Consider the following 17,276-nt stretch of genomic DNA (forward strand, 5'->3'; position numbering starts at 1 on the left):
AATGTATTAAGAAAATACTTTGCAAACCAATGGCCTGGTGATAAGATAAAGAGAAAGAATCCATGTATGAAAGGAATGAAGTATGCCGTCCAGCAGGAAAAGACCGGAAACAGGGGGAGGATTAAGCGGTAGTGCCCTGAAGTATATTGCCATGGCTTCCATGCTTGCAGACCATATAGGGGCCGTGCTGCTGGAGCAGATTATATATTACCGGGGCAGCCTGGAATGGATTCCCATGGTCATGACCTCGCAATGGGGGGACGCTGTATTCCTGTTGTACCGGGTGCTCCGGTGCGTGGGGCGGATTGCATTTCCCATATACTGTTTCCTGCTGGTGGAGGGTTTTCTCCATACCAGGAACTGGCGCAAATACTGGCTGAGGATGGCTGTGTTTGCACTTGTTTCAGAAATCCCCTTCCGTCTGGCTGTGTGGAATACATGGTCAGGGAGGAGCAGCAGCGTGTACGTTGAGCTGGCAATCGGTCTCATGGTGCTCCGGGGACTGAAACAGAGCGAGGGCTATGGGGGGCTGCGCCGTGCTGCCGGGATAACGGCTGTTATCGGAAGCGGCTGTCTGGCGGCCGTGTTATTAAGGGCAGATTATGACATAGACGGAATTCTCATCATTTCACTGTTTTATTTCCTGCGGCAAAAGCGTGCCGTACAGGTGCTGTCCGGCGCCTTCCTGACCTTTCTTGAGTCCCTGTACATGTGTTACGGGGCCGGGATTCTGTCCGCGGTGCCCCTCCTTTTTTATAACGGCAGAAAAGGACAGGCCCGGTGGAAATATGGGTTTTATTGGTTTTATCCGCTGCATTTAATTGTGCTGTTCTTTATCCGGCTTTATGTTATGGGGATTCCCCTTGGATGATACGGGTTTAAGCGGGGCTGCACTGCAGGAATATTAGAAAAAGAGATATACGAGGTTTATATGGCTAAGACAAAATATAATCAGATTTATATGGCGCTCAGGGAAAAGATGGAGGATGGAACCTACGGGTTTCAGGAACTGCTGCCCTCAGAAAACACGCTGGTAAAGGAGTTTGACTGTTCCCGCAATACCATCCGCAGGGCGATTGGACAGCTGGCATCGGAGGGATATGTGCAGAGCATCCACGGCAAGGGCGTGAGAATCATCTACCAGCCGGGACAGCAGCAGTCCGAGTTCATACTGGGAGGCATAGAGAGCTTAAAGGAGGCAGTGGCCAGGAACAGGAAGAACTATACCACCAGGGTGGTCTGTTTTGCGGAACTGACCGTGGACGAGACCATACGCAGGCGGACCACTTTTCCTGTGGGCGCCCAGATTTATTATATACAGCGTGTGCGATACATTGAGGGGGAGGCATTAATCATTGACCACAACTATTTTCTCAGGGATATTGTGCGGGATTTGACACCGGAGATTGCAGAACACTCCATCTATGAATACATGGAAAAGAACCTGGGGGAAAGCATTGTCACCACCAAGAGGAAGATGACCGTGGAGCGGGTTAACCAGATTGATGAGACGTATCTGGATTTAAAGGATTATAACTGCATGGCGGTGGTGAGCAGTATGACCTATAACAAGGATGGCGTTATGTTTGAATTCACCCAGTCCAGGCACAGACCGGACCGGTTCGTATTTTACGACCTGGCCCATCGGGCAAAATAAGATAATCAGGGCACCGGAGAACAGGGAACTGCAGGCGGAACAGGAGACTGCAGCCAGATGTTTGTCCGGTGCTTTTTAAATGCTGTAAAAAATACAAATCCATATTGACAAACTTGTTTAAACAAGATATAATCCTATTATAAGATACTTGTTTAAACAAGATTCGGGTAAAATGGAAACATGGAAGGGTATTGCAGTCAGATTCATAGGAGGTATTGAAGGTGGGAAAGTTTACCGGGGATTCAAAGAAACTGTTGGAGTATGTGGGCGGCAGGGAGAACATTGCAGCCGTATCCCACTGTGTAACCAGGATGCGTTTTGTGTTAAATAACCCGTCCAAGGCAGATACAAAGGCAATTGAAAGCCTTCCTTCGGCCAAGGGCACATTCACCCAGGCCGGACAGTTCCAGGTCATTATAGGCAATGAGGTCAGCACCTTTTACAATGATTTTGCGGAAGTGGCCGGCATAGAGGGCGTTTCCAAGGATGCGGTAAAGAAGGCCGCCATGCAGAACCAGACCCTGCTTCAGAGAATCATGAGCAGCCTGGCAGAGATATTTGCCCCATTGATTCCTGCCATTATTGTAGGCGGTCTGATTCTGGGATTCCGCAACATCATCGGGGAAATCGCCCTGTTTGACGGCGGGACGAAGACACTGACCCAGATATCCGTATTCTGGGCAGGGATTAACAGCTTCCTGTGGCTCATTGGCGAGGCTGTGTTCCATTTCCTGCCTGTGTGCATTGTATGGTCCATTACCAAGAAGATGGGAACCACCCAGGCATTGGGAATCGTTCTGGGAATCACCCTGGTATCGCCCCAGCTGCTGAATGCATACAGTGTTGCCACCACGGCGGCGGCAGAGATTCCAAAGTGGAATTTCGGACTCTTCCAGGTGGATATGATTGGATATCAGGCCCAGGTGCTTCCGGCTGTGCTGGCCGGCTTTACCCTGGTGTATCTGGAACGGTTTTTCCGAAAGATATGTCCGGCCGTGATTTCCATGATTGTGGTTCCCTTCTTCTCCCTGCTGATATCAGTGGCAGTGGCCCATGGTATTCTGGGACCCATTGGATGGAAGATTGGCGCTGTGATTTCAGACTGTGTGAACGCAGGTCTGACCTCCCCCTTTAAGGGCGTGTTTGCAGGTGTGTTTGGATTTTTCTATGCGCCCCTTGTAATAACAGGACTTCATCATATGAGCAATGCCATTGACTTACAGTTAATAGCTGACTTTGGAGGCACCACCCTGTGGCCCATGATTGCCCTGTCCAACATTGCCCAGGGCTCTGCTGTACTGGCCATGATTCTTCTCCAGAAAAATGATGCCAAGGCAAAGGAGGTATCCGTGCCTGCCTGCATCTCCTGCTACCTGGGCGTGACAGAGCCCGCCATGTTCGGCGTGAACCTGAAATACGGATTTCCATTTATCTGCGGTATGGCCGGCTCCGCGGTGGGAGCAGTGCTGTCTGTTGTCAGCGGAATCAAGGCCAATGCCATTGGCGTGGGCGGTATTCCGGGTATCCTGTCCATCCAGCCCCGGTACATGGGAATATTCGCAGTTGCTATGGGACTGGTAATCCTGATTCCCTTCTGCCTGACTTATGCAATCGGAAGGAAGAAAGGAGTCGGCAGCAGCCGGGAGGAAAGGACAGAGGACAGGGCTGAGAACGTACCGGAGGACAGGGCTGAGAAGCGTGAAGACGCCCGGAACCAGCCGGTCAGGGAATTAAAGGCTTATGTATCCGGGGAAGTCATCCCCATGGAGCGGGTCCCGGACCAGGTATTTGCCTCCGGAGCACTGGGAGGCGGAGTGGCCATTAAACCGGAGGACGGCATTTTAAGGGCGCCGGCCGATGGGCTGGTGGCTGTTGTCATGGAGGAAAGCCTTCATGCCTGCGGTCTGGTCCTGGACAACGGCATGGAACTGCTGCTGCACATAGGGCTGGATACCGTGGAGATGAAGGGAGATGGCTTCAGGGCATTTGTGAAACCGGGAGACAGGGTAAAGGCCGGAGATGAACTAATCGCATTTGACAGGGATAAGATTGGCCGGGCAGGCCACAGCGACATGGTTATTATGGTCCTTACAAACCCCGGAAGGGCAGGGGATATAAACTGGCAGACCGGCCGCAGGGTCAGGGCTTTCGCAGACGCGGTGGCCGTGATAAATGGAGCCGTATAACGGTGCAGAGATGAAGGAGGAATCACGCATGGGACATTTTAAGGACAGCACGGTTTACCAGATTTACACCAAGTCCTTTCAGGATACAACAGGAAACGGATTGGGAGATATCCGCGGGGTCATAAGCAGGCTGGACTATCTGAAGGAGCTGGGAATTGATTATATCTGGCTGACGCCGTTTTTCTGCTCCCCTCTCAATGATAACGGGTACGATGTGGCTGACTACAGGGCCGTTGACCCGGTATTCGGCACCATGGAGGATGTGCAGGAATTGATTCGGGAAGCGGACATAAGGGGTATGGGCTGCATGTTTGACATGGTATTCAACCATACATCCACGGAACACCGCTGGTTTAAGAAGGCCCTTGAGGGCAGTCCGGAGTATATGGATTACTATATTTTCAGGGAAGGGAGCCCGGATGCGCCGCCCACCAACTGGCAGTCCAAATTCGGGGGGAATGCCTGGGAGTATGTCCCCCATTTAAAAAAGTGGTATCTCCACCTGTTCGATGTAAGCCAGGCCGATTTAAACTGGGATAATCCCAGGGTGCGGGAGGAGCTTAAGGAGGTAATCCGTTTCTGGAAGGCAAAGGGGGTGAAGGGGTTCCGGTTCGATGTGGTGAACCTGATATCCAAGCCCGATGTATTTGCAGATGACGACAAAGGGGACGGACGCCGCTTCTATACCGATGGGCCCAGGGTCCACCGGTATCTCCAGGAACTGGTGCGGGATACAGGCATAGAGGACATGGTGACTGTGGGCGAAATGTCCTCCACCTCCCTGGATAACTGTATCCGCTACAGCAGGCCGGAGGACCGGGAACTGTCCATGTGCTTTAACTTCCACCACCTGAAGGTGGACTACAGGGACGGGGATAAATGGAAGCTGATGGAGCCTGACCTGGTCCGGCTTAAGCAGCTGTTTATGGAATGGCAGGAAGGCATGGCCCAGGAACACGGATGGAACGCCCTGTTCTGGTGCAACCATGACCAGCCCAGAGCCATATCACGGTTTGGGGATGATGGAAAATACTGGAAAGAATCCGCCAAGATGCTGGCAACCGTAATTCATATGTTCCGCGGCACGCCCTATGTGTACCAGGGAGAGGAGCTGGGCATGACCAACCCCCATTATGAGGATATTTCCCAGTACCGGGATGTTGAAAGCATTAATTATTACCGTATCCTGACAGAGCAGGGGAGCACCGGGGAGGAAGCCCTGAAGGTGCTGGCTGCCCGTTCCAGGGACAACGGCCGGACGCCCATGCAGTGGGATGGCAGCCGGTATGCCGGATTTTCACAGGGGGAGCCGTGGATTGGCATTCCGCAGAACCATTCCTATATCAATGCGGAAACGGAGGCTGCGGATTCTGATTCTATTTTAAACTATTATAAGAGGCTGATTGCCCTGAGGAAGGAACACAAAGTCATATCAGAAGGGGAGATTGAATTTATATATAGGGAACATCCTCAGGTGCTGGCGTACAGGCGAACATACCAGGGCCAGGAGCTTGTGGTGCTGGCCAATATGACGGGTAGGGAGGCGGTTTTAGGAGACAGTCCGGAGCTGGGAGGGCTCAGGCAGCTGATTGGCAGCTACAAAGAGGAAGCGTGCCGGCAGCCGCTAAAACAGCTGAGACCCTATGAATGCAGGGTATATATGGGGACAATGTGATATAAATTCATTGTTAGGGTTTTGTTATTTACTTGTCATGGAAGGGAGGTTTTGTGTATAATAGAGGCATACCAGCGCAATGCAGCGCACAGAGGGCGGAAAAGTCCGCCCGGGAAAGGAATAGCCTCTATGCAGGATTACTTTACGGATAAAGGGAAGACAGACATTCTGCGCAGCACCCGTACGGGGCTGTGGGAAATCGTGCTCCGCCAGGGCAGGGAACCGGCCATGTACGCGGACAGTGTCATGCTGGAGCTTCTGGGGCTGGAGACAGCGCCCTCACCTGAGGATTGCTACCGGACATGGCATGACAGTATCCAGGAAGAATACAGGGGAGCTGTGCAGGAGACCGTGGACAAGTCCATTGCCAGTACCCGGGCAGAGGTCCAGGAAGTCCAGTATAAATGGATGCATCCCCTGTGGGGGCCTATTTCCGTGCGGTGCGGCGGCATGAAGGACCGGGAATGGGAGGATGGAATCCGCCTGCGGGGATACCACCAGAACATCACGGATACCGTCATGTTCCAGCAGGAATATGACGCGGTCATCCGGACCTTAAGCGGACGGTATCGGGGAATCCTGCTGTGTGATTTGAGGGACGGTACCTATAAGATAATCAAGGCGGAAGAGGATTTCAGTGAAAACCTGGCGGGATATACGGATTTTAGGGAATTTCTCCGCGGGTATGCACAGGCCTGCGTGATGCCGGAATTCAGGAACCGGATAGAGCGGTTTGCAGACAAAGGATATATACGGGAGCGGTTCCGGTCAGGGGAAAAGCGGATGGAGGCCTTATACCGTATCTGCAGCGGAAGCTGGCAGCGGGTCATGGCCATCCCCTTTGCGCCTGAATCTGATTTAAAGGCCAGGGCCATCCTGGCATTTGACGTACAGGACGGAGAGGTGGAAAAACGTATGGATGAGGTGACAGCCAGGGTGGCTGTCTCCACCATATACACCCTGGTCCTGAGCCTGGACCCGGTGAGCCAGGAGTACAGCTGCCTCCACTACATGGGGGACCAGCTGAAGCTGGCGCCCAAGGGAAAGATGAGCGAATTCCGCCGTCAGGTCATGCCTTTGCTGCCCCGGGAGGACAGGGCAAGGCTCGAACAGGTTTGTTCCCTGGACAGCTACCGGGATGAGGAATCCCTGGAGGGTATCCTGAGGCTTCGGGGCGGGGAACAGCAGCTCCACTACTACCGTTACTATGCGGTTCCCATCCATATGGAACTGGGGGACCGGATACTGATAACCGGGCGTAATATTGATGCCAGACAGGAGGTAGAGATACGGGAAAGCGTTCTGACCAACCTGTGCCAGTGTTATTACTCCATCTATCTGTTCGATTTGGAAAACGATGTGGAGGAGGCAATCTGGCAGGAGGAATTCATACGCAGGCGGCAGGAATTCCCTAAGGGTTCCATGGCTGTGTATTATGAGAAATTTGTCCGTAACCATGTCTATGAGGAGGACCAGGAAAAGATGCGCCGTGCGGGAAGTCCGGAGTTTCTAAGGACAAACCTTACACCGGAACATCCGGTGTACGACGTGGATTTCCGCCGGGTCTATCCGGAGGGCCTAAAGTGGGTCAGGTCCAGGTTCAGTATTGCCGAAATGACGGACGGCATTGTCACCAAGGTGGTTTTTGCCAACATGGGCATTGACGAGCAGAAGCGCAAGGAACTGGAGGAGGAGACTGAGAACAAGAAAAGCCTGTTTGCGGCCTATGAATCCGCAACCATGGCCAATGAGGCCAAGAGCAATTTCCTGGCCCAAATGTCCCATGACATCCGCACGCCCATGAACGCAATCATAGGGATGACTGCCCTGGCGGCATCCCATGCAGACCAGCCGGAGCGTGTGAAGGACTGTCTTGAGAAAATCAGCGTATCCAGCAGCCATTTGCTGTCCCTGATTAACGAGATACTGGATATGTCCAGAATTGAGAAGGGAAAGCTGGAGCTGCTGGAGGAGCCCTTTTATCTGGGAACCATGCTGGATAACATATATTCCATAATCAAGCCCTCTGTCATGGAGAAAAACCATGAGATAACCTTCAGACAGAAGGATGTGCAGCATGAAGCGCTGATTGGGGACGCCAATCGGGTAAAGCAGGTGCTTTTAAACCTGATTTCCAATGCAGTGAAATATACGCCGGACAACGGAACCATTCTTGTGACAACCCAGGAAGTATCTATGGGTAAGGCTGGCTGGGCCTGCTACCGGTTTATGGTGGAAGACAACGGCATCGGAATGTCAAAGGAATATATGGAACAGGTCTTTGAACCCTTTTTCCGGGCAGGAGTGCCCATGGTCCTGGAGCAGCAGGGTACCGGCCTGGGCATGTCCATTGCCCAGGGCATTGTGTCCACCATGCAGGGGGACATACAGGTTGAGAGCCAGGAGGGAAGGGGAAGCTGTTTCACGGTCACTCTGAATTTCAGAATCCAGGGTGAGGAACAGGAGGCGGTGCAGGGTACAGACGCCTGCATCCGGGAAGAGGCAGCGGATTACAGTGTCCTGGCGGGAAAGCGGATTCTTCTGGTGGAGGACAATGCCCTTAACATGGAAATCGCCAGGGCCATACTCTGTGAACATGGCCTGAATGTGGATGAGGCGGAAAACGGACAGTCAGCATATGACTGCTTTGCGTCTTCGGAACCAGGTACATATGAGGCAGTGCTCATGGACCTGCAGATGCCGGTGATGGACGGCTGCACGGCTGCCCGCATGATTCGGGCCAGCAGTCATCCCCAGGCGCGCACCATTCCCATCATTGCCCTGACTGCCAATGCCTTTGCAGAGGATGTGGCCAGGGCGCTGACCAGCGGCATGAATTACCATATTGCAAAGCCCATTGATTTCCATCAGCTTTTGCATGCGCTGAAACAATTTATTGTCTCCGGTTAGCCGGGACAGGAAACAAGAACAGGAAGCAGGGACAGGGGTATCCAACCTCCGCAGGGGGAAGGATGGACCTGTCCTTATTCCGTATTTTCATATGCCGTCCTGTTTCCTTATGTTTCCACGGCTTAGAGGGGATGGCAGGGGACATAATCCATTTACAATTCCGGTAAAACATAGTACAATTGTGAAAGCAAAGAGAACGGGAAGCAGAGGGAACAAAAAACTGAGAGCGCAGTGAGCAAAGGAGTATATCCGGATATGAAAAAATATGATTATATATTGGTGGGAAGCGGTCTGTATGCAGGTGTGTTTGCCTGGTATGCCAGGAAGAACGGAAAGAGCTGTCTGGTGGTGGAGAAGCGGAACCACATAGGCGGCAACGTGTACTGTGAGGACGTGGAGGGCATCCATGTCCACAAATACGGGGCACATATCTTCCATACCGGCAGCCGGAAGGTGTGGGAGTTTGTGAATTCCCTGGCGGAGTTCAACCGCTATACCAACAGCCCGGTGGCTAATTACAAGGGCCAGATGTACAACATGCCCTTTAATATGAATACCTTCAGCCGTATGTGGGGCATATCCACGCCGGACGAGGCAAAGGCCATCATTGAGAAACAGAGGGCTGAAATCACAGGGGAGCCAAGGAACCTGGAGGAACAGGCCATCCGTCTGGTGGGCAGGGAGCTGTACGAGAAATTAATCAAGGGATATACGGAAAAACAGTGGGGCAGGGACTGCAGGGAGCTTCCGGCCTTTATCATCAAACGCATTCCTGTGCGGTATATTTATGACAACAATTATTTCAATGACCCCTATCAGGGAATTCCCATAGGAGGTTATAACGTCATAGTGGAGAAGCTGTTTGAGGGCTGCGACATTGAGACAGGAGTGGATTACCTGGAACACAGGGAACATTATGACAGCCTGGGAGAGACTGTGGTATACACGGGCACCATTGATGCGTTCTACGGCTACAGGTTCGGCAAGCTGGAATACCGCAGCCTGCGTTTTGAGTCACAGGTGCTGGACCAGGAAAACCACCAGGGAGTGGCGGTGGTCAATTACACGGACCGGGAAACGCCGTATACCAGGGTAATTGAGCACAAGCATTTTGAGTTCGGCACACAGCCCAGGACAGTAATTACCAGGGAGTATCCGGTGAGCTGGCAGGAGGGCATGGAGCCCTATTATCCGGTGAATGACCAGAGGAACCAGGAGCTGTACCAGAAGTATGGGGAACTGGCCAGGGCAGAGTCCCATGTATTGTTTGGCGGCCGTCTGGGAGAATATAAGTACTACGACATGGACAAGGTAATTGAGTCCGCCATGAACAGGGCAGAGGAAATATTTGGATAGGACAGGATAAAGGACAGGAAGGATATACGGCAGATGACTAAGACACAGGACCGCCAGGTCTATCTGGACGTGGCAAAGGGCATGGGAATGCTGGGGGTGGTGGCCAGCCATTGTCTGGCTGAGACCAGCCTTGGCATACTCTCTGACTGGTATGGTTTCTTCATGCTGGCTATTTTTTATGTCTATACAGGATGGCGCTACGGGCTCCGTTACGGAAAGGACAGGACAGGCATATCCACACGGGAGATGGCAGGCAGAAGGCTTATATCCCTGGGAATTCCGTACGTGTGCTACAGTGTGCTGTTTATTCTCTCGCGGATATTCCTGGTGTGGCCCCAGCAGTATACCTTCCTGGTACTCATGTCCGACATCTATTATACCGGCACCTTGGTGGGGCTGGAGACACTTTGGTTTCTGCCCAGCATTTTCATAGCAGAGCTGCTGTTAAACATGATATACGGCAGCCGCAGGAACATGGGGATTGCGGCATGTGCGGCGGGAGCAGCCAGCGTGTTCCTCATTCTCTGTATCAACAGCTCCAGGCAGGATACCACCCTGTGGCGTGTCGTTCATCTGCCCATCATGGTGTATATCAAGGGACTGGTGGGCTTCCTGCTTGCTCTGGGAGGCGTATTTGCCTGCGATGCGTGGCAGAGGGCATGCAGGTCCTTAAAGGGCCTGTCCGGCCTGGCGGCGGCATTCCTGCTTATGTGTTTTGGTATTGCCCTCACGGTCCTGATTCCGGGGTGTGATTTTAATTTTCTGACCATGAAGAACCCGGTGTCCTGGATTCTGACCGCCTGGTTTTCCTCCGTCACCATACTGATGTTTGGGGAAAGGGTATCGGGCTTAAATGGGCGCTGGAAGGAACTGCGGATTTTCAGCAGGGTCCTTGTGCCCTTCTTTACATATTACGGGACCCATTCCCTCACTGTCATGTGTACCCATTTGGTTCCTGTCATTGCATGTTTCAGGGTGGCAGCCGGCAGGATGGCCTATCCGGGGGTGCTAAGCGCCGCACCGTGGGATATCCTGCTTTTTGCCTTGGTGCTGGCAGTGGAGCCGGGGGTGGTATGGCTGATTGAGACACGGCTGCCATGGATGAATGGAAGGAAGAGACGTACGAAATGATTACAGTTCTGGTGGCTGCCTATAATGGAAGCAGATATATAAAACAGCAGCTGGATTCTATTCTGGCACAGGATGCCGGGGATATCCATATTCTGGTATCGGATGACGGTTCCACGGACGGCACCAGGGAATTGCTGAGAGAATACGAGGAGAGCCGCCGGGACAGGGTTCTGGTGCTTTTCCGGAAGGAGCCTTCCGGGGGCGCGGCCGCCCATTTCCTGAAAATCCTTAAGCTGATGGCGGATTGCAGGACAATGGCATGGGACGCTGCAGCGGATGAGAGAGGGCTGTGCGTGTGTGAAGGCCTGCTGTCGGAGTATGAGCCGGGGGGGAGCCTGTCTGTCTGTGAGCGCCTGCTGCGCCTGGCCGGGGCGGAGTATTTTATGCTGAGCGACCAGGATGATGTCTGGATGCCTCAGAAGGCGCGGATGCTGTCACTGAAGCTGCAGGACATGGAAAGGGCAGCGGGCAGGGGAGGTCTGCCCTATCTGGTGCATTCAGACCTGACTGTGACGGATGAGAATTTGCGGCCTCTGGCAGACAGTTTTTTCCGGTATCAGAAAATCTCCCCGGAGCGCACCCGCCTGCCCCAGCTTCTGGTACAGAACAATGTGACCGGCGGCGCCGTAATGTTCAGCCGGGGAATGCTGCCCTTCCTGGGAGAGCTTCCCGGGGTATGTCTGATGCACGATGCCTGGCTGGCCCTGATTGCCTCCTGTTTCGGACAGATAGGGTGGGTGGACTGTCCCCTGTACTATTACAGGCAGCATGGCGGCAATGCCCTGGGAGCCGAGAAGGGGGACAGCCTGGATTCTGTCAGGGACCGTGTAAAGGACGGAAGCAGCGCCAGGGAGAATTACAGGAAAATGTTCGGACAGGCGGACTGTTTTTACCGTATGTTCGGCAGCCGTTTAAGCCGGGAGCAGCGGGAAACGCTGGAGGCTTTCATAAGGCTGCCCCGGTGCAGCCGCCCGGGGAAGATGGGGCTTATCATGAAGTACGGCTTTACTAAGAACACCTTTTTGCGGACACTGGGGCAGATGCTGTTTATCGGGGACTGACCCAGAGCCTGTTCAGGAGACGTTTGGGGAATCAGGCTGTTATGCGGTTCCGGAAAGAAAGGAAGGAAAACAGGGATTGAGTGAAAAACAGACAACGACAAAGGTCCTAAACGGCCTGTTCTGGAAGTTGATGGAAAACGGAGGCGCCCAGGGCGTCCAGTTTCTGGTTTCCATCATACTGGCGCGCCTGCTCTCGCCGGAAGAGTACGGTGTGGTAGGCGTGATACTCATATTTGTCACCATTGCCAATGTGCTGGTGCAGAATGGCTTCAGCACTGCGCTGATTCAGAAGCGGAAGGTGGATGACACGGATTTTTCTTCGGTATTCTTCTTTAACATGGCTGTATCCGCTGTCATTTACCTGGTGCTGTTTCTGGCAGCGCCAGGCATTGCTTACTTTTATCACAACCAGGAGATGACGGCCCTGGTGCGGGTACTGGCCGTGGTCCTGTTTCCGGGAGGGGTAATCTCCATACAGAATGCCTATGTGTCCAGAAACATGGAATTCAAGGGACTGTTCATTTCTTCCTTTGCGGCATCCATGATTTCCGGGGCCATCAGCATATTCATGGCCTTCAGGGGCCTGGGGGTATGGGCTCTGGTATGGCAGCAGATTGGGTATTATTTTTTTTACATGCTGATTTTATTTATGAGCATCAGCTGGAAGCCCCGCCTTATGTTCAGCTTTCTGCGGATTAAAACCATGTTCGCCTTTGGATGGAAACTGCTGTGCGCCTCCCTGCTGGACACGGTGTACAACAATATATACGGGCTTGTGATTGGCAGGATTTATAACGAGTCAATGCTGGGCAATTATAACAGGGGAGAACAGTTCCCCAAGCTGATTGTCAGCAACCTGGGAGCCGCCATCCAGTCCGTGATGCTGCCAGTACTGTCAGCCAGCCAGGACGAGCCGGAGCGGGTAAAGTCCATGCTGCGCAGGGCCATCACGGTCAGCTCCTATCTGGTGCTGCCCATGATGGCCGGACTCATAGCGGTGGCCCGCCCCATGGTTCTGCTGCTGCTGGGAGAAAAGTGGCTGCCCTGTGTTCCGTTCCTGCAAATCATGTGCATAGCCTATTCCTTCTGGCCCATACACATTGCCAATCTCCAGGCGCTGAACGCCATGGGCCGCAGTGACATATTCCTTAAACTGGAGATTTTGAAAAAGATGGTGGGACTGGCAGTGCTGGTGGTGGGCATACGCTATAATCCCCTGGTGCTGGTAGCTCTTAAGGCTGCGGCGGATTTCCTGTGCACCTTTATCAATGCTTGGCCCAATAAGCGGCTGCTTAACTACAGCATTTTGGAACAGTGGAGGGATATCATTCCCTCGGTGGCTGTTTCAATCCTTATGGCCGCAGCGGTTATGGCGGCGGGAAGGCATGTTCCCGCGGGATGGCTGGGACTGGGAATGCAGATTTTCTTTGGGGCGGCGGTGTACACGCTGGTGTCCTGGGTCCTGGGACTGGAGGTGTTCCGTTATATCAGGGGTCTGGCAAGGGACAGGCTGCCCGGAAGGAAGTAAGCGGGAAGAGAGAGGCCGGTATGGCAGCGGTTGAGAGGAAAGCAATCAAAAAGAGGGATTAAGAAAAGGGATTAAAAAGAGCAATCAGGAGGAATGCAAAATGAGGACAGTGGTTGTGACAGCTATAGGGTCTTTTTCGGCTGATATCGTCATCAGGAAATGCAGGGAAAATGGAATCCGGGTCATAGGCTGCGATGTATATCCCAGGGAATGGATTGCAGATGCCGGGAATGTGGATGTGTTTTATCAGGTTCCCTATGCAACGGATACAGAGCGGTTTATGGAAGCGATGATGACCATATGCCGGAAGGAAGGGGCAGAGGCCGTCATTCCCCTGACAGATGCGGAGATTGATGTGTTCAACCTCCACCGTGCGGAATTCGGTGAGATGGATGTTATCTTATGCATGTCGGACAGGGCATGCATCGGCCTGTGCCGCGACAAGATGGAACTGTACCAATACCTGGAGGCGCATATGGAGGGGATTGCCATACCTACCAGGCGCCTGGAGGATGCCTGCCTGGACGAAATCCGGTATCCGGCCGTGTGCAAGCCCTATAACGGGAGAAGCAGCCAGGGACTTAAGTTTGTGGGTTCCCGCCGCGAGATGGAAGGGTTCCTGCAGGAAACAGACCCCTCTGGCTACATCGTCCAGCCCATGATAAAGGGAACGGTGGTAACGGTGGATGTGGTGCGCAGTCCGGAGCAGGAGGCGTGCGCGGCCGTCTGCCGCAGGGAGCTTCTTCGGACCCCCAACGGCGCGGGAACCTCTGTCCTGGTATTCAGAAACCCGCAGCTGGAAGAACAGTGCCGGGCCATTGCAGGATTACTGGGAGTCAGGGGATGCGTGAACATGGAATTTATAGAGGACCAGGACGGCGTCTGCCACATGCTGGAGTGCAACCCCAGGTTTTCCGGCGGTGTGGAGTTTTCCTGTCTGGCGGGATATGATTGTGTGACAAACCATCTGCGCTGCTTTGAGGGACAGGAAATAGAACTGGCTGAGTGTGTCAAGGGCATGTATATTGCCAGGAAATACGAGGAATATATTACCAGGGTGGAACCATAGGAAGGCGGTACAGGACATGGGAGACGGGATGGAAACCGGAAATACAAACATAATGGCCAGCATCAACTGTGTCACATTCAATCATGGGAATTATATCAGGACGGCCCTGGACAGCTTTCTGATGCAGAAGACGGATTTTGCATTTGAGATACTGGTCCATGACGATGCGTCTACGGATGGAACCAGCGATATCATCCGGGAATACGCGGCCAGGTATCCGGACCAGGTAAAGCCGCTGATTCAGACTGAAAACCAGTATTCACAGGGTATCGACAATATCAGCGGGGCCTTTAATTTTCCCAGGGCCAGGGGAAAGTATATTTTTATGTGCGATGGGGACGACTATTTCCTGTCCCCGGACAAACTGCAGAAGCAGGTGGATTATATGGAGTCCCATCCTGACTGTACTCTGTGTATCCACAGCGCCAGGATAGATTTGGTGGGAAAGGCGCTGACAGAGGGGCAGATGAGGCCGTACAGGGAGAGCCGCATCCTGCCGCCGGAGGAAATCATCGACAAGCCTTCGGGCTACGCCATGTCGTCCATGGCCTTTCCGGCCCGGCTGGTAAAAGAGCTGCCTGATTACTATGTGGACTGTCCCGTGGGAGACACGCCCATCCAGCTGATTGCGGCTGCAAATGGGTATGGTTATTATTTCGATGAGCCCATGAGCGCTTACCGGGTAGGCGTGGCCGGTTCCTGGACAGTGGAGGGAAAGAACGGGGACTACGAGGGAAAGCAGAGGGTCTACTGTGAGCGCATGAAGCGTACTTATGAGCAGTTTGACAGGGCCACGGGAGGCAGGTTTAAGGTAGCGGCAGAGAGCGCTTCCCGCAGGACTTATTACCAGACAATGGTGAACACCAAGCGGTTTGAGGAAATATTCAATCCCGGATACAGAAGGTATTATAAAGAGCTTACGCCCAGGATGCGGTTCTTTCTGAGATTTGAGCACACCATGCCGGCAGTATATGAAATGGCGAGGAAGGCGTTCATTGGAAAGTGATTCCAATGAACGGTTCCCCGCCATTTTGGCTGTATGTTTGATTACTTGTTTATAATTACTGCTGGGCAAAGAGAGGGTCTGTGGGGTCCCAATGCTGGTCGCCCGGAATCACCCACTCGATGGCCGGCCGGTCATAAGGACCTGCCTTAGGCGAGTTGTAAATGGTCACCGTGGTGCCCAGGGCACAGTTGTCATATACCCACTTGGCATCTCCGGAAAGGAGGCGTACACAGCCTGCTGACTCTGCGATTCCCAGATAGTTATAGGTCAGCGGGTCCAGAGTCATGGGGTCCGGACGGCTGTACAGGATGGAGTGAATCAGGAAACCCTTGTAGATACGCGTTGCGTACTGGGTGAAAATTCCGTGGTTCATATCACGCCACCGGTACTTGGCCGGAGTCTGGAAGGTTCCAATGGGCGTATCAGGTCCCGTAGAGGTAAGATAGGTCTTTACCGGGATGATGAAGCCGTTGGCGCCGTCCTGTGCAAAGATGGTCATACAGTTCATCTGCTTGTTGATGCTGATGAGGAATGGGCCGCTGTTGCCCACAATCGGTTCCAAATCAGTCAGCAGCTTGCCGGTCTCGTCAAAGTAATACTTGAAACCGTCTATGTACTGCCAGCCTGTTACAGGCGCATTGTTCACAAAGTAGTAGCGGTCCCTGTCATTCCAGGCCCATCCGGTAAAGGGAACGCCGGTGCCGCTGCTGTATGCCACTGCGCCGTCCACAACCTGGATTCCGTCCGGGAATGCTGCCTCCAATGGTTTCTCCATGTTGTAGGCGGCGCCTTCCACGCCCTTGCCCCAGAGGGAGACCCTGAAGCCCTTCAGCACCTTTCCTGTACCCATGGTTCCTGCGGTTGCGCTGTTGCGCGCCCAGTTTAACTCGGTCCCATCGTTCAGGGTCGTGCAGTAGTAAATATCAAATGTGTTGCCCACAAAGCCCATAAAACGCATCTGGATGGCTTCTACCAGGGCGCCGTCATCCCATACCGTTGTGTGGCCGCCGTTCATGGCCCAGTCACTCCAGCCATGTGCGCTTGTATATGTCCTGTAAAGGATGTCGCCCACGATGTTGTTCAGATAGACGGACATGGAACGGAAGCCCTGTTCTGACTCCACCGGGGTGTCGCCCACCACGGGGTCAGTCCATGTGGTATCCGGACGGAGTACCTGAATCTGGACATAGGGTGTGTTGGCTGCTGCCTGTCTGGCTGCCTCCTCTGCCGCAAACTGTGCTGCTGCGGCTGCCTCTGCGTCGGCCTGTGCCGAGTCATCGGCTGCCTGTGCCGCATTCTGGTCCGTGGCGGCTGAGGACACGCCGTCCGTGCCGGCTGCTGCCTCGGCGGTGCTGCCGTCTGCTGCAGCGCCGCCCCCATCGGACTGTTCTGCCGGGGCTGCGTTGGCAGGGGCCACTGCCTGCGGGCCGGAACCCTGCCCGTCCCCACTCTGGCCGTCTGAAGAACCAGGGGAGGTCTGTTCGACTTTTGTGGAAAAAGCCGGACCATAATTAGAATCATCCTGCGCGGCCAGTGCGGGTCCGGCCTGACCTAAGACCAGAAGTCCGGACAGAAGGGCTGCGACAGCACGCTTCGTTAACTTATTCATTCGTAACATCCTCCTGAATTTTTATATAGATTACCATACATGTCTTAATCTATCATATTTGGCAGGAAAATTCCAGATGTGATTTACT

General features: G+C 53.4%; 12 protein-coding genes. 11 read left to right on the plus strand and 1 reads right to left on the minus strand.

Annotation, left to right across the window (positions count from 1 at the left end; all coding sequences use genetic code 11):
* Positions 1 to 82: 82 nt before the first annotated feature.
* From FGS84_RS05580 to FGS84_RS05630, 11 genes are all read left to right on the plus strand, one after another.
* Positions 83 to 871: a TraX family protein gene (locus FGS84_RS05580; protein ID WP_138306688.1), complete on the plus strand. Its 789-nt coding sequence runs from the start codon at positions 83 to 85 to the stop codon at positions 869 to 871.
* Between the two features lie 60 nt (positions 872 to 931).
* Positions 932 to 1,657, plus strand: coding sequence for a trehalose operon repressor (treR, locus tag FGS84_RS05585; protein WP_138306689.1), 726 nt, complete (start codon positions 932 to 934; stop codon positions 1,655 to 1,657).
* Positions 1,658 to 1,878: 221 nt separating this feature from the next.
* On the plus strand, positions 1,879 to 3,843 hold the full coding sequence (gene treP / locus FGS84_RS05590) for a PTS system trehalose-specific EIIBC component (RefSeq protein ID WP_138306690.1): 1,965 nt from the start codon (positions 1,879 to 1,881) through the stop codon (positions 3,841 to 3,843).
* A gap of 28 nt (positions 3,844 to 3,871) precedes the next feature.
* Complete coding sequence (gene treC, locus FGS84_RS05595) at positions 3,872 to 5,518, plus strand: alpha,alpha-phosphotrehalase (protein ID WP_138306691.1); 1,647 nt, start codon at positions 3,872 to 3,874, stop codon at positions 5,516 to 5,518.
* Positions 5,519 to 5,647: 129 nt separating this feature from the next.
* Entirely contained in the window at positions 5,648 to 8,428 is a 2,781-nt protein-coding gene (locus FGS84_RS05600) for an ATP-binding protein (protein ID WP_138306692.1), read from the plus strand.
* Between the two features lie 255 nt (positions 8,429 to 8,683).
* Positions 8,684 to 9,784: a UDP-galactopyranose mutase gene (gene glf, locus FGS84_RS05605; protein ID WP_138306693.1), complete on the plus strand. Its 1,101-nt coding sequence runs from the start codon at positions 8,684 to 8,686 to the stop codon at positions 9,782 to 9,784.
* 33 nt (positions 9,785 to 9,817) lie between these two features.
* The gene (locus FGS84_RS05610; RefSeq protein ID WP_138306694.1) at positions 9,818 to 10,915 is read left to right on the plus strand and encodes an acyltransferase; all 1,098 of its coding nucleotides are present in this window, start codon (positions 9,818 to 9,820) and stop codon (positions 10,913 to 10,915) included.
* Positions 10,882 to 11,976 carry a glycosyltransferase family 2 protein gene (locus FGS84_RS05615; protein WP_347563795.1) on the plus strand — a complete coding sequence of 365 codons (1,095 nt, stop codon included), beginning with the start codon at positions 10,882 to 10,884 and terminating at the stop codon, positions 11,974 to 11,976. Before FGS84_RS05610 ends, FGS84_RS05615 begins: the two co-directional genes overlap by 34 nt.
* 76 nt (positions 11,977 to 12,052) lie before the next feature.
* On the plus strand, positions 12,053 to 13,504 hold the full coding sequence (locus FGS84_RS05620) for a lipopolysaccharide biosynthesis protein (protein WP_138306696.1): 1,452 nt from the start codon (positions 12,053 to 12,055) through the stop codon (positions 13,502 to 13,504).
* Between the two features lie 100 nt (positions 13,505 to 13,604).
* A complete protein-coding gene (locus tag FGS84_RS05625; protein ID WP_138306697.1) occupies positions 13,605 to 14,573 on the plus strand; it encodes an ATP-grasp domain-containing protein in 969 nt (322 codons plus the stop codon).
* 16 nt (positions 14,574 to 14,589) lie between these two features.
* Positions 14,590 to 15,579, plus strand: coding sequence for a glycosyltransferase (locus FGS84_RS05630; protein WP_138306698.1), 990 nt, complete (start codon positions 14,590 to 14,592; stop codon positions 15,577 to 15,579).
* Between the two features lie 55 nt (positions 15,580 to 15,634).
* Here the strand turns inward: FGS84_RS05630 and FGS84_RS05635 are convergent, their stop codons facing one another.
* Positions 15,635 to 17,188 (minus strand): L,D-transpeptidase, encoded by a 1,554-nt coding sequence (locus FGS84_RS05635; RefSeq protein ID WP_138306699.1) that lies wholly within the window; start codon positions 17,186 to 17,188, stop codon positions 15,635 to 15,637.
* Between the last annotated feature and the right edge of the window lie 88 nt (positions 17,189 to 17,276).

It is taken from the genome of Clostridium sp. 1001271st1 H5 (genome assembly GCF_005845215.1).
Classification (GTDB): Bacteria; Bacillota; Clostridia; order Lachnospirales; family Lachnospiraceae; genus Enterocloster.